9 protein-coding genes are annotated in these 15,100 nt (G+C 45.3%); 6 read left to right on the forward strand and 3 right to left on the reverse strand.

From position 1 onward, the window contains the following. Positions 1-8: 8 nt before the first annotated feature. The 3 genes from HGH90_RS11095 to HGH90_RS11105 are packed head-to-tail and all read left to right on the forward strand — an operon-like array spanning position 9 to position 9,814. Positions 9-800 (forward strand): hypothetical protein, encoded by a 792-nt coding sequence (locus HGH90_RS11095; RefSeq protein WP_168767349.1) that lies wholly within the window; start codon positions 9-11, stop codon positions 798-800. Between the two features lie 36 nt (positions 801-836). Further along, a complete protein-coding gene (locus tag HGH90_RS11100; protein WP_169191094.1) occupies positions 837-9,377 on the forward strand; it encodes an RHS repeat-associated core domain-containing protein in 8,541 nt (2,846 codons plus the stop codon). Continuing rightward, positions 9,377-9,814, forward strand: coding sequence for a hypothetical protein (locus HGH90_RS11105; protein WP_169191095.1), 438 nt, complete (start codon positions 9,377-9,379; stop codon positions 9,812-9,814). Before HGH90_RS11100 ends, HGH90_RS11105 begins: the two co-directional genes overlap by 1 nt. 350 nt (positions 9,815-10,164) lie before the next feature. On the opposite strand, the gene HGH90_RS32250 is transcribed toward HGH90_RS11105, so the two are convergent. Together HGH90_RS32250 and HGH90_RS11115 are read right to left on the reverse strand one after the other, a co-directional pair. Continuing rightward, positions 10,165-10,521, reverse strand: a complete 357-nt coding sequence (locus tag HGH90_RS32250) for a transposase (protein WP_169191157.1) — start codon at positions 10,519-10,521, stop codon at positions 10,165-10,167. Positions 10,522-10,766: 245 nt separating this feature from the next. Then, a complete protein-coding gene (locus tag HGH90_RS11115) occupies positions 10,767-10,934 on the reverse strand; it encodes a class I lanthipeptide (protein WP_168762524.1) in 168 nt (55 codons plus the stop codon). A 103-nt stretch (positions 10,935-11,037) separates the two neighbouring features. Between HGH90_RS11115 and HGH90_RS11120 the strand changes: the two genes are divergently transcribed. Further along, positions 11,038-11,493, forward strand: coding sequence for a hypothetical protein (locus HGH90_RS11120; RefSeq protein ID WP_168762525.1), 456 nt, complete (start codon positions 11,038-11,040; stop codon positions 11,491-11,493). Positions 11,494-11,948: 455 nt separating this feature from the next. Here the strand turns inward: HGH90_RS11120 and HGH90_RS11125 are convergent, their stop codons facing one another. Further along, positions 11,949-12,716, reverse strand: coding sequence for an FkbM family methyltransferase (locus tag HGH90_RS11125; protein WP_168762526.1), 768 nt, complete (start codon positions 12,714-12,716; stop codon positions 11,949-11,951). Between the two features lie 455 nt (positions 12,717-13,171). On the opposite strand from HGH90_RS11125, the gene HGH90_RS11130 reads away from it, so the two are divergent. Continuing rightward, positions 13,172-13,783 carry a sterol desaturase family protein gene (locus HGH90_RS11130; protein ID WP_168762527.1) on the forward strand — a complete coding sequence of 204 codons (612 nt, stop codon included), beginning with the start codon at positions 13,172-13,174 and terminating at the stop codon, positions 13,781-13,783. 37 nt (positions 13,784-13,820) lie between these two features. Then, positions 13,821-14,990: a DUF4185 domain-containing protein gene (locus HGH90_RS11135; protein WP_168762528.1), complete on the forward strand. Its 1,170-nt coding sequence runs from the start codon at positions 13,821-13,823 to the stop codon at positions 14,988-14,990. The last annotated feature ends 110 nt before the right edge of the window (positions 14,991-15,100 follow it).

Genomic DNA, 15,100 nt, shown 5'->3' on the forward strand with positions numbered 1-15,100 from the left:
ATTGTAAGATGAATAAATATCTGAGATCCGGAAAGCTGATTATGTTATTGTTGGCGGTGATGCTGGGGGCAGTTGCCTTTGCAGGAATACCGCTCATACAATCCTGGTGGAAACCTCAGCCGGCAAAGGTAGTTGTAGAAGATAGAAAAAGCCGGTATGGAGAAAAAGAGGCGGGCATATTGAAAGAGTTAATAGCGGTGTACCGGCGTATGGATAGTTTACCTGTGCTGGAAATGGGTGGGAGAATTGTGGCCACTGATCCGGCTAATCCCTCCGATGACCTGCATGCCGACTTTAACTTCCAGCGAAAGGATAGTATGTTATATTATCAGCTGGGAGAAAGCGAAATGGTACAGTTGCAAGAGGTAAATATTTCTACCAATAAATCTGTTAACAGGATGTTTGTAACCCCTCCCCAAACCATTATTACGGTGCCCCATTTGCCGATAGACACTATCATAGCGCTCTGGGAAGATGAGCGCTATGCGATCAATACCCAGGAAATAGACCAGCAGGTAACCGTTTCTTTTGTATGTGAGCGACATGTGTCCTGCAAAGAGCTGAAGATTACCTATAACCGCACCTCCGGGAAAATGAATAATGTTTACATGAGGTTGACCAATCTTTCAGATCCTTTCAATAAGGCGTCAGATAAGGTCATAGACATTACGCTTAACCGATGGGAAGAGGGAAAGGTCAATGACAACTATTTCACTTTATCCAGGTACCTGAAGAAGGATGCAGGCAGCTGGCGGCCAGCCGGCGCTTACAGCCAATATAAATTGATTTCAACACTGTAAGGTGTTAACCTATATTCACCATTAATGCCCCTACCTATGGGTTGTAGAAAAATTAATATCTTTTGTATCCGCGCCGTACTGGGTGTATTGCTGATGTTCTGCACCACCCTCGTCGCAACGGCGCAGGTGGAGTCCTATCAGCAGCAGCTGCATGGTACCTTCAAAAAAGGAGATACGCTGATCATCAAAGATGAGAAGTTTAAGAATGATGCCTACGATTGGAGTACGATTACCAATAAGCGCGTCAGCGACATCATTACTTTTGGGATGTATAAAGATTCCGTGTATCGTCCGGAGAAGCCGTTTAAGTGCGAGCTGGATCTTAAAATCGAGTACTGGAGTCAGCCTGACCAGGAAGACCCTATTACGATAGATCACGCCAAATTGATAATAGACTATGATACGGCAGCCACCGCTCCGTATCAGGCCGAACAGCTGTATACTTTCAAAAATGCCCATAAAGTAAAGCTGACGGTCAATAATATCACCAGTAAAGAGCTGGGAGAAGAGTTACCACCTATTTTTATGCTGAAAGGACAGGTGATTGTAGACCGGCAGTATACTTCTAAAAAAGAAGAGGAACTGACGATGTCCGCATTTTTTAATGTATCTGACCCGGCGCCGGAAAGCAGTAGCCAAATGCGTGGTTTGGCTACGCCTATGACCACCCCTGCTGCGCCCCTGTCGGATAGGGTGACTGTCAACTGGAACGAAATAGTATCCGGACAGGAGTATGACCTGGAATGGACATACATCGATGAGGAGTCCGACAACGGCCGGTTCATTACGGCCAATCGTGCTACCATCACCGATGCGCAGCTGGAAGCCATGTTCCGTAACAATGCTACCCGTATTACCACCCCACAGCATAGTTATGATATTACCCTGTTGCACAGCAGCAAGTTCCTGTTGCTTCGCGTACGCTATGTGCTTTACGTAAACGGGTTCAGGGAAGAACATCCCTGGACTTACCAGGTAAAGCTGGCAGGAGGTGACCTTGCCAGGGTAGTAGACCTCTCAGCGCATTTACCTGCCTTCAACTGGCAGTTTAGCGCCAGTTATGCAGAAGAGGGTAAAAAGAAAGAAGTAGTAAATTATTTCGATGGCACCCTGCGTAACCGTCAAACGGTTACGATCAATAATACGGATAAAAAAGTAGTGCTGCAGGAAAGTGTGTATGACGAATTTGGTCGTGTAGCCGCTAATGTTTTACCAACACCGATAGATGCTGACATCTTTAAGTATTATCCTTATCAGAATCTGAACAGTAGTAAAGGTGTTTATACGTATAAAGACATCTACAATAATACTACGGGCACCTGTGCAGTGAAACCAGCACCGATGGATACCAGCGCCGGAGCTTCCAAATATTATTCCAATCGGAATCCTTTCCTCGGTAAAGATCCGTTTACCCAATACGTACCGGATGCGGGTGGATATCCCCTTTCGGTAACGGCGTATACTAACGATAATACAGGGCGCGTACGTGTACAGGGAGGAGTGGGAGATATGATGCAACCCAACCAGAATGAAAGCCTGAATCACGCTACCAAATATTTTTATGGTAAACCAGTACAATGGGAATTAGATCGTCTTTTTGGACCAGATGCGGGAAATGCATCTCACTACCTGAAAAACATGACGATAGATCCCAATGGGCAAATCAGTATCAGTTATGTGAACAGTAGCGGTAAACCTGTTGCTACCGCCCTTAGCGGGGACGCGCCGGCTAATGTACTGCCGCTGAGTTCCAAAGGTTTGGCATCTACTACGGATATGCGTATACTGGAACCGGAGTCTTTTGTGTTTGATCCGCAGGAAATGAAAATAAAAGGGACCACCACTTATCTCTGTGCGGTGCCGGATCATAATGCCAGTATTAAATACCGTATTGAGAAATTGATCAAACGCTACCGGGAGAATAATGTAGATATATGTAGTAACTGTTATTACGAACTAAAGATAAACGTCTTTGATGATTGTAATAATAAGATAGATGCCAATACCACCGCTATTAAGATTGGTAGTTCCACCTCGAACTGCAGTGACGAAGGTATTGCTGAGAATTCATTTACCGTAGACCTGCAGAAGGCCGGTGAGTATACCGTTACTTTCGAATTGGCACTCAATCCGGATATCATTACAGCTTATACCGACGACTTTATCAAAAGGAATACAAATCTGCGGGTCGAGTTCTTTTATATCATGGCGCAGCTCAGGAAGACCGATTTCTCCGGCTGCTTCAGTGATTGCCGCAATTGTGAAACCAATCTGGGTACTAAGGCTGTATTCCAGCAGAAGGTAAACCAACGGTTAACAGACAATAACGTAGAGGTTACTAAAAATGCTACTGAATTAAATAATTGGAGCAGTGGCCTGTATGATGCTTTGCTGGCCAATTGTAAAACCAAACAAACCAACTGCGGCAGTGGTCCCTGTGATGAATTGAGGAAAACAATGCAGCAGGATGTAAGTCCGGGAGGGCAATATGCGCTCTTTGATTCTTACGGCGCGGCGCTGGAAGCAGAAATTAATGTGTTGTCATTATATTTCAGAATCGTTTTCCCTCCGAGCTCCCCGACTGATAACCTCTATAAAAGTACCCTGTTCCAGAAAAGCGACGGTACGCAAACTTCACCATGCGATCCGCAATTTACGCTGAAAGACCTGGTAGACAACTGGCAGCCTGAATGGGCAGATAGGTTTGTGCCGTATCATCCCGAGTATTGCCAGCTGCAAACCTGTGAATCGCTGGCCACCTATAAGAAATGGGATAGCAAAATACAGAACTTGTGCGCCACTGCGGCCGACTTGCCGAAGTTTACCACGAAGACATATGATCCTACCAATGCATTCTGGTTGTCATCCGTAGACCCATTTGTTACAGATAACCAAAACAGCGCGATGGCCGGTAACCTGCTCAGTGATCTGACCAACTATTCGGCACGGGAAACTCCTTTTAAAGACGCCGCATTGACGGTTAAGAATCTCGGTAAGTACGTGGATTACCTGTTGTATTGCAGCGACAGTCTTTCCAATATCAGCACCGGCGCCAATACAGGAATGATCAGTCGTTGGAATAACTGTACGCCACAAACCCAATGCCGGGTGGTAGACCGGGAATGGGCTTTATATGCGGGGTACTATTTCCAGCTGAAAGAAAAATATTACCAGCAGATAGCGAACCAGAGATGTGGGACGATGTGTAAGATAGGACGACCTATAGAAATATTGACCAATAAATGCCCTGCCGCTACAGATTTCACGATTGTTGCCGGCAACACTACCTGTGGAAGCTCTCTGCAGTCCGTAAAAATAATGAATGAAGGACAGCCGGTACGACTGGCTACCCGTGTGGTATTGGGGTATCCTAATGGGAGTAGCCGGGCCACAACAGAGGTGACTTTCCAGCCAGGAGAAAACCAGCAGAATGTATGTTTGCCGTCTGGAATTGCACTGAACCTGGTTGGGATAGATATGGTTTCTTGTGGAACGGCTTGCCCGACCGGTATTACGACGATGGTGGTAGGAGAGCCATGCGGGGTTTCCGTATCTCCCAGTTATCCAAGCGGATCACAATATGACACAACCAGTTGTAATCCCACTTATACCATGCAGGTAGTACCACACCTGGTTTTTCCCCATCCATGGGCCGACCTCATTATAACGTTACAGAATAGCATGGCGCCGAATTCCCGTACAGAATTTGATGTGACCATTACCGCAGATGGCAATACTTACCAGCAAACAATTGTTATACAGTATCCCGACCTGACAAGTACCACGGAGATTAACTACTTGGGTACAGGCAATCCTCCTACTGTAACAATGAAGGCTATCAGGTGTATTACCACTAAGCCTTGTTCCCCACTTTATAAAAACAAAGTATCAAGATTAGAACGAATAGATTACAGTCAGCCTTTCCCTGGCAATGCGGACTCCCTGCGATATGATGCCGATTTGAAGGTAAGGGCCATGATTGCTGATAACTGCGAAAACAACGCCGATAGCTGGATTCGCCAGCTGGGAGGCGATCCTGCACAATCACCATGGACCACCCTGCGTTCCAAGTTGATAGCCGTCTGCAAAAATGGAGGAGACACAGCGCATATCAGTGGCGCCAGCGCAGCTACCCCAGTAGCTACGGCAGAAGGATACCGATCCTTTAAAGATGCATTCCTGGGAGTATTTGGTGCAGGGACGCTGAAGATGGATCGTAATCCCTGGATACTGAATGGCCCATATCCATACGATGTGAAGGTACAGGCAACAGAGCAGGTGATTGATGCCAGCAACCCTAAAATCTGCGCCCGGCTGTCGGCACTACAAACAGAGTATAATAACTTGGGCGCTGGCAAAACATTCCTGCAATACCTGGCAGGCAAGTACGGCGATGCCATGACATTGACGCAAGGTGAGCTGGATCAGCTGTTGAAGAGCTGCAGCAATTGCCGTTACCTGATGGCGTCTTCTATATCGCTGCCTGTGTTCCTGGATGGCGATACACAAGCCAAAGGCTGTATTACCGGTACTGAGTTCAATGCCGCTATGACGGCTTTGTCGCAGGAACCATGGAGCGGAGGACTAGATACCAATCATGTTAATTATGAAAAGATCGTTGCCACTTACCTGAACCACCGCTGGGGATTTGCCCTGGGATATGGCGACTACGTAGCTTTCCGCCAGAAGGTAGCTACACAGGGTAACACGGCCATATTGTGTAATATCCCGGCTTATAAGTCGGTGGACGTAGATCCGTTCAGCTGTATGCTGGGTATGCTCGATGGGGCAGTGGTGAGCGGAAGGCGCCGGTACGCCGAATATATTGATTCTGTAAGGCAGGATTTCCGCGCCCGTTATGTAACCACCTGTAGCGGAGCTAAAACAATCGTGAACCTGAAGGCGATGCAGCAGCAGTATCATTTCACGCTTTACTATTATGATCAGGCAGGTAACCTGGTAAGAACGGTGCCGCCTGAAGGCGTAGATGTACTGGACAGTGCACGGTTGAATAGCACGTCGACCACTGTACCACCTGACTTCACCTGTAATTACACCGGGCCGCTGCAGAACTCAGACCTGGCCAACAGCCTGTCTTCGCTGAACACAACGCTGGATACGAAAAATACCTCCACTATTGAAATGTGGATCAAAGGGAGGGCCAGTGGTGCTTCCCGTGTTATTACCGCCACTACCGGCAATAAATATTTCATCACTACCTGTTTAGGTACTACCCACTGTTATGTAGCAATACATAAGTTGAGCTCAACCGCATCAGAGGTGGCAATAGTGAATACCAATGATGTTGCCGTGCCTATCAGCGCATTCCCTGCCGGCAGCTGGACGCACCTGGCATTGCAGGGCGACTTTGGCAGCAACTCGTTGAACCTCTATGTGAATGGGGAATTGATGTCGAATGATACGCAGGCACCTGCGTCGCCCTGCGATTGGGATATGACGGCTGGTTCATCCAGCGTTGCCATCACCCAGGATGTGGCAGATCTGAAACACCTGAGAACCTATAGTACAGAGTTAACAGCCGAGCAGATATATGCCAACTCCCAGGATCCTTGTATGAACGTGGCTGCCGGACAACCAGCATTAACCATGTGGGCAAGATTTAATACACCTGCAAATGGTTCCCCTGGCACCGTGGGTGGCCCTAATTCCAATGTAGAAGTCAGGCCAATGCCGGTTGCGCCTGTGCACAGGCTGACTACCGACTATGCCTATACGTCCCTGAACCAGGTAGTATCGCAAAAAAGCCCCGATGCCGGCACCAGCAACTTCTGGTTCGACTACCTGGGCAGAATGGTGGCATCACAAAATGCCAAACAAGCGAAGAGCACCCGGTATAGCTACACCTCCTACGACCCCTTGGGACGTATTATCCAGGTAGGAGAAGTATTACCCCAAAGTGCACTTCCTGCACCAGGGTTTATAGGGGACCTGGTATATAACAATTTCCTGAACCTCAACTACGGTAAACCAGACTATGTAGAAACGGTATATGATGAAAGAACCCTGCCCTTGCAATATGGTGCCCAGGACTTCCTGCGCAACCGGGTAGCACGTTCTACTCACTATAGCTATAATGCACAAGGATCGTTGGTAACAGACGACCGCCTGTATAGTTATGATTTGTTAGGCAATGTAAAATCTACCTGGCATAATAACCTGAAGATGCAGTATGTCAAAACAAATTATAACTATGACCTGGTGAGTGGGAAGGTAAATACTGTTTGGTACCACCCTTACGCGGATGACGAGTTCTACTATGGATATGACTACGATGCGGAAAACAGGCTCATTGCTGCCAAATCTGGTATTGCCAGTGGTTCTGCTGATGGCTGGACCATCGCAAACCCTATGACGGATGCTGCCTACCGTTACTATAGACATGGACCACTGGCCCGTACCGAGTTGGGTCGCAACTCCATCCAGGGACTAGATTACGCTTATACCCTGCAAGGTTGGTTGAAAGGCGTTAATGGCAACTTCCTGTTGCCAGGTACCGAAATGGGTAAAGATGGTAACACCGGAAGCCCTACCGCCAACTTCGCCAAAGACGTAGCTGGTTTTAGCCTGGATTACTTCGTGGGCGACTATAAGCCTATCGGTGTAACCGGCACGGCCAATCCTTTTGCTCTTCAGTGGAATCCTCAAAGTGGCGACCTGTCTGGGCAAAACCTGTATAATGGAAACATTTCACATTCAGTATTATCCCTGAAAGGCATCAACAGCGGTACACCGGTGGGTTACAGCTATCGCTATGATCAGCTGAACCGATTGAGAACCATGCGTCAGCATGCCCTTGCCAACACCTCCACCACCTGGGGAATGGCCCAGAAAGTGGATGCCTACGCGGAAGATATCACCTACGACGGTAATGGTAACATATTAACCTATAACAGGAATGGTACTGGTACTACGCTGATGGATCAACTGAGCTACCTGTATCCGCGCGATACAAAAGGGCAGCTTACCAACAACCGTCTGCGATACTTTAAAGATGGCGTTGCCGCGCAGGTATATCCGAATATTGATGTCTATGATCAACATCCAGGCGCCTACGTGCCTAGCGAAACGGGTAACGTAACGGACGACTACTACCAATACGATGAAATTGGAAACATGGTGAAAGACGTCACCGGAGGCGTATCCGATATCCAATGGAACGTGTTTGGCAAGATCACCAAAATTACCAAACCGGGTGTTGTCATCGAATATTATTACGACGCCACCGGCAACCGCAGCATGAAACTGGTGACCGCCTCCGGCATCACCACCTACACCATCTATGAGCGCGACGCCCAGGGTAACGTATTGGCTACCTATGAACAAAAAACAGGAGATGCTAATATTACGTGGAAAGAACAGTATCTTTACGGAAGTAGCCGTCTGGGATCCTGGAAACCTAACATGAAACTGGCCGGCACCGGTACCAAAGACGCCCTGTGGCTGGCCGTTAATAACCGGGACTATGAGATTACCAATCACCTTGGGAATGTGCTGACGACGGTGAGTGATAATAAAGTAGCTACTGGCGGTTTGTACGATGCAACGATTACCAGTGCCGTGGATTATGCGCCGTTTGGAATGCAGCTGGTAGGTAGGAAGATGAATGGAAGTTCTTATAGGTATGGGTTTAACGGGAAGGAGAATGATAACGAAATTAAGGGAGAGGGGAATCAGCAGGATTATGGGATGAGGATTTATGATCCGAGGATAGGGAAGTTCCTAAGTGTAGATCCTATAACGAAATCCTATCCGATGCTGACACCTTATCAGTTCGCGTCTAATACCCCAATACAGGCTATTGACCTTGATGGCTTAGAGGGGCTTAAACATTATGAGCAATATGAGGAAAGTGGCCAAACTAAGTTTAAACTTGTAGTTGAAGCGGATATTTATGTGGCTGTAAGTGCTGCAAATCCACATCGGTATAAAGATGCTGATGTAGCTAGAATATCTGCAGGTCTCAATGCGGAGTATAATCAGGGATTTACTTTTGAAGGCACTCCTGTTGAATTTAAGTTTAATGTAAAGTCTTTTGATGGAGATGCTATTAATGCAAATGATAAGGCAAGAGAGCTAACTAGATCAAGTATGGTTGAATCAGGAAGTATAGAGTTTATGTCAGATAATGGCCCAATTAATAGGAGAAGTGTTACAGCAGCAGTGATGGATATAAGTGTTACTCCTGCGGGAACACCCGGGCAAGGGGCAACTAATCTCAATTCTATTACCATTAATTCATCCGCTGATAATAAGGAACACACGGAATCACATGAATTAGGCCACTTTTTATTATTGGGATCTCCTCTTCAACCAGATACACATATGAAACATGATGCAAGAGGCGGGATTTTTCAATATAAGCAAGTAGATGCGGATGGAGGAGTGATAAAAAATACAGCTGGTATGACAAAAAGTAATATTGGGGACTTTATTAGAAATATACCGTATAAACAAATGCGCTCAAGGAATGATATAGTTCCAGCACAAAAGCCCAACATATCTCCTGTTAATGTAGCGAGCTTACCTTCACCACAATTAACAAAAATAGAACGCTAATGATATTTAAAACACAAATACTAAGGCTTTGTCTTGTAGTAATTTTAGGTTTATTCTGCCAAAAGGTAATTGCATGTGATTGTATTATGTATCCAGTTACTTCATATATTCCTACCTCAGAGTTTATTTTTATCGTAAAAGTAAAACAGGTACATAAGGAAGAGGTTAGCTATTATAAAGGATATAGGGCGACTGTTGAAGTGGCCGAAGTGCTTAAGGGAAAGATGTTTCCGGGGCAAGAACTGGAATTTGACTCTATAGATAATGGTAATTGTACATTTGTTTTTGATTCTAATGAAACCTACTTACTATTTGCTTTTAAGAAGAATAACAAGTTTTACGTTTATCCTTGCTCATATTCAGAAAAGGCTTGCGATTCACGGAAAAATATTCGCATAATAAAAAAGTATTTGAGAAATAAACATAACAGAGTTTGATGTCGAATTTTTCAAGGGATGTATTATCGAACTTCTAATTTTTAGTTCCAATAAACAATAAAACCCAGATGCCATCTGGGTTTTATTGTTTATTGGATGGCCTTGAACTTTACATTATTTATCATTGCATCGAGTGCATACAGGATACATTTTTTTATCCTGGCCAGGAAATTTAGAAATATCATTCAAAAGTTTAAGCATAGAAGGGTCTTTTAAAAGTCCCCGGTCTTCAGACTCTCCTGATAAATACCCCACAGTTGTCTCCAGGACATCAGCGAGTTTTTTAACGACATCGATAGTAGGCTTCACTTCATCGCATTCATACTTGCCGATAATAAAATGATGGGAGGTTATTTGCCTTGCCAACTCCGCTTGGGATCCCGGGCATAATCGACCAACTCACGCTTATCAGCAGGCGTCAGAGCTTTTTTTTCGATAACATCTTTCATTACGGTGATTTGAAAGGCTTGCTCTGTTACTATTTTTTTGTACTGAGCCAGCTCCGATTCAAGGTCCTTCAGTTTCTTTAACTGGTTAACCTCAAGTCCTGAATATTTGGACTTCCACTGATAAAAGGTTGTCTGGCTTATACCATGATCACGACAAATCTCGGCTACTGGTTTACCTGATTCCTGGCCATTTAGTATCCCTATAATCTGGCTTTCTGTAAATTTTGATTTTTTCGTACTTTTTAAATTTAACGATATTCGATATTTTTTAACCGTTACGTTTTAAGGGGTAGCTTTCATTTGTAATACTACCCCTTATTCGAAAGCGGAATTGAATCGCTAACTGCTCAAAAATTAGCGAAAATGTTTTACGCTTAAATTGTCGTGCTCAAAAAATAGGTGTATTCAACTCAAAATGCGCATGAAAAAAGCAAAGCAGTAAAGAAACAAAACGTTTGTTTCTTTACTGCTTTGCTTTAAATAAGATCAATAAGTTACTTTTCTTAGCAAGTCCTGGTACAAATTACCATGCTGCGGACTGGATCGCAGGGATTTTCTGTCAGAGGGTCAGAAATCAAGCGGCCACCCATATTACCGGCTTGTGATGTGCTCAGTCGTGCAACAATTTTTTTACTCAAAACGAGTTTTTGCAAAGGTATTTTCTTTTTCATGGCTTTTCAGTTTATGGTGTGAGAAACATGTATACTTTAAGGTACAGCATAATTCGCTGTTGCCCTATCCCGTAAAAGAGGGATTTTTCAACGCGATACTTCTGTGTACCACCTCAATCAACGGGTAAACGTACAACACGTTGCCGAACCGGATAAGACGCCCATGGCAGGATTACGTCATGGAATAAATACTATCTTTAACCGCGGTAATAAGGTCTTAAAATTTAGTAATCACTTAGGTAACGTACTCGCCACTTTTTCCGACCGCAAACGCCAAGTTTCTGTCGACGGTACTAACCCCATTCTCAGTACTGCCCAGGAATACTATCCATTAGGCTCCTTGCCGGTGGGCAGAGGAGGCAGGGCTACTGACGGCGGCTGGATATCAGGTAGCGATAACATCAACGGCTTTACGGTTACCGCTAATCTGACAGTTAGCAGCCGCGCTGGAAGTAGCAGTGGCAGTGCGGTGAATCGTGATTCAAGGAAGAATATTCGTATAATAAGGAGGGTTAAAAAAAAACATAAACATGTAAATGATATTCCCAAAACTATCTAACAACCAAGTCGCCGTTCTCCAGACCGAAAAAAGCACTGGCATCGTTCTGGATATCCACCGGAAAAGGTACCTGAACGCCGGCGGGGATGAAGTATACCGGGTATTTGATAACATTTTAATAGCCAGGGAGTATATTGTTACGGTGCAGCAACTTTATACAGACATTGAGTTTACTATCTTTGATAGCAAGCAATCTCTGATAGAATTTACTCATTAATACCGCCAAATTTCCGGAAGACGTCGACTTGTTCGAGGTTATCTAAGGCAATGTCCTCCTTTGATTTCCAAATAACATGTAAAATATTCGATCGGAACTGAATCTTTAACCAACATGACATACTTTTTTGTAATAACCACCACTAGTTATTTAAAATTAAAAAATCGAGGCGAAACACCCCGATTTTTAGTATTTACACAGTTTATGAGATAGTTATAAAGGCGGTACACCGATATCACTAGTTCTTCTCCGGCCAACTACTTCCATTATTAACAGCCGCTACAAAATAATATTCTTCATTTGTATTGAAAATGCGCCTGTGTTCTTCCTGCGATAATGCGGAGCCCCCATTTAGCCAACCCTGTAGTGTGAAAAGCTTTAGTCCACAATTTTCAAGGAGTTCATACACCATTTCAGGGGTGGTGCCATAGAATTCAGCGGCGCCCAGGCCATGCTCAAAAACAATAACAGGCTTGTACTTTTTAAGTGTCTTTACCGCACCTTTAAGTACAGCGAGTTCTCCGCCTTCTACATCGATTTTTATTATATCTACCCGGTAATCAGGTGGCAGTACATTGTCGAGGAGGTCTGTTTTTACCTCAATGAGATTAATGTTTTCATTTTCGCTGGGGTATGATCTTTTATTGAGACCACTGTAGGCGGGATTGGTGACTACGTAGTTAAATGTAGCAGTGCCTTTCTGGTCGCTTAATGCCAGGTCAAAAAATCGGCAGTTTTTCTTCTTCCTGTACTTTTTAACCAGGTTTTCGAAGAATGTAGGTATAGGCTCAAATCCATAATGGGTTCCCTTAGGGGCATGTCGCAATATGATATCTAAAATCTCGCCGGCATGTGCTCCGATATCAAGGCAATTACTATTTGGGTTACACACTCTTTTTATAATCTCTTCAGTGTATACATCGTACATTTCCGCTCTGGACAAGACACGGTTGGGGTCTTTCTTTTTGTCTTTTCCTTTAAAAAGACGTTTGAAAAAATTTGACATGACCTACAGTTTTTAGATATAGATATTCGAATTGCTTTGGGAGCGCAAGATACAAGATGAATGACTTAAAACGAATTTTTTTTAATGTTTAGACACAGTTAAAAGGTACAGGAATAGAGTTACGTACGATTTTCCCAATATTTCAGACAATAAAAAGAATGTTTTAAAAAGGAAGAAGTACTGTCGGCCAATAGATGTTCGAAGGTTATCTAAGACAATGTCTTCCTATGATTTCTAATGATATGTATATATTCTGCGAGGAGGTGTAAACAGCCCAAACAAAAAGCAATCAAAGGCGGGGTTAAAGCGTGTCAAAGCCGTGTATAGAGTATGCCCGTGCCCACACAACTAACCCCCTCTTTCTCTCAACTCAACCCTCTTTTTCGCTGGTTCATGCCAATTTCTATGGCAATTTCCTGCCATTCTTCCAATTTTGCGAACTAATACCCATTCGCATGAAGTTCGAAAAAGTGCATAACAAAGGACAGGCACAGATTTTTGCCAACCGCTACCTGGAGTTATTAACGAAAACCCATCCCATCGTTATTTTCGGTATGTATCTGCCCGTAATCGGGTATATGCTCTACTATAGCTATACCAGCTTACAATACTCTCTCTTGCGCATTATATTAATTTACTCAATCGCCATTGTAGCCTGGTCGCTTTTCGAGTACATCGCCCACCGTTTTATTTTTCACTGGGTGAGCGAAAACCCGCGTGCAAGAAAGATCACCTACACCCTGCATGGTAATCACCACGAATACCCCCGCGATAAACAGCGCTTGTTTATGCCGCCGGTGCCCAGCGTCATCATCTCGTCTTTTCTTTTTGCTGTCTTTTACTTGTTGATGGGGAGTAATGCCTTTGTGTTTTTTCCTGGATTTATATCGGGCTACCTGGCGTATGGCAGTATGCACTATGCCATTCACGCCTGGGCGCCGCCGTTTAAATGGCTGAAGCCCCTGTGGCGCAACCACCACCTGCATCATTACAAAGACGATGCCCTGGGCTTTGGTGTCAGCTCTACGCTGTGGGATCGCGTGTTCGGAACGATGTTTCATTCATAATGCATGCACCAAAAATATTTTCTATCTTACCAGCTGTATGCTCACCTTCCTCACCTTACTTTGCTGCAGCTGGTGTTCGCCCATGACTAACGACAGTACTCCATCGTTAACCCAGCTAAATTATAGAGTAGAACGGGCGCCCGACTGGGATAGCCTTTTTGTCCGTAACAGTGGCTGGTTTGGAGGAGATGGTATTTTCACGATTGCTTTCAATGGCGTAGACGCACCCCACGAGGGCGATAGTACGCTGATGGTGTTCAGTGATACTATGGCGGGCGATATCCGCGATGGTCAGTTGCAACCGGGGTTTTCCATGATTCATAATTCGGTGGCGGTGCTGAAGGGAAAGGAGCCGCTAAAAGAAAACATCCGTTTCTACTGGAACACCGATAACCATCATGCGCCGGCAACGCTGTTTGAGCCACATACGCCTGCAGCCGGAAAGACCGACTATTACTGGCTGGGCGATGGCTTTGTGAACACGGCCTTGCACAACAACATTTATATCTTCGCCTACCGGATCCGCAACGTCAGTGATAAAGATTTTGGCTTTGAAGAAGTGGGGAATGCCTTGCTGGTATTACCGGCGAATAGCCGTCCGCCATATACGGCACAACGGCAGCTGGATACGCCCTTTTTCCTGGCGGCCGACAGCACCACTGGCAGCGGTTCTTTCGGCGCCGGTATTTTCGTGAACACCCAGGCAGCCGGCGCGCCTCATCCGGATGGCTATGTATATGTATACGGGGTGAAAGGGACACAGAAAGCCGTGATGGTAGCCAGGGTATTGCCCGCCGATTTTGAAAATTTCGGAAGATGGCGCTTTTGGGATGGGCAACAATGGGTACCCGATATCGGCCACACGGCCACCATTACTACCCGCGCTTCCAATGAATTAAGCGTCACCCCGCTGAAAGACGGACGCTATGCCCTCATCTTCCAGGTAGATGGTATCGGAACGGCCGTAGGGCTTCGCCTGGGGGCCAGTCCCTCCGGCCCATTCGGCCCCGTTATTAATATTTGGGAGTGCCCGGAGGTAAAAGAAAACAAACACTTTTTCGTGTATAACGCCAAGGCACATCCGCATTTATCCCGGCCAGGGGAACTGCTGATCAGTTATAATGTCAACTCATTTGATTTCCTCCATGAGCTGCCGGCAGCTCCCCATCTTTACCGTCCGCGATTTATCCGCCTTATTCTCCACTGATCACACCATCAGTAGCACTGCGGGTACAGGAAATATCCGCCGTGGTGGCGTTTTGCGCTTCGCTTGCCGCCACTTGTCATTATCGTCTTTGAAGAAAGCCCTACCTTTCC

Source organism: Chitinophaga sp. Ak27 (genome assembly GCF_012726295.1).
Classification (GTDB): Bacteria; Bacteroidota; Bacteroidia; order Chitinophagales; family Chitinophagaceae; genus Chitinophaga.

Excerpts from the sequence above, each read along its gene's own strand:
- HGH90_RS11095 (WP_168767349.1), top strand. The coding sequence starts at position 9 with ATGAATAAATATCTGAGATCCGGAAAGCTGATTATGTTATTGTTGGCG.
- HGH90_RS11100 (WP_169191094.1), top strand. The coding sequence starts at position 837 with ATGGGTTGTAGAAAAATTAATATCTTTTGTATCCGCGCCGTACTGGGT.
- HGH90_RS11105 (WP_169191095.1), top strand. The coding sequence starts at position 9,377 with ATGATATTTAAAACACAAATACTAAGGCTTTGTCTTGTAGTAATTTTA.
- HGH90_RS11115 (WP_168762524.1), bottom strand. The coding sequence starts at position 10,934 with ATGAAAAAGAAAATACCTTTGCAAAAACTCGTTTTGAGTAAAAAAATT.
- HGH90_RS11125 (WP_168762526.1), bottom strand. The coding sequence starts at position 12,716 with ATGTCAAATTTTTTCAAACGTCTTTTTAAAGGAAAAGACAAAAAGAAA.
- HGH90_RS11130 (WP_168762527.1), top strand. The coding sequence starts at position 13,172 with ATGAAGTTCGAAAAAGTGCATAACAAAGGACAGGCACAGATTTTTGCC.
- HGH90_RS11135 (WP_168762528.1), top strand. The coding sequence starts at position 13,821 with ATGCTCACCTTCCTCACCTTACTTTGCTGCAGCTGGTGTTCGCCCATG.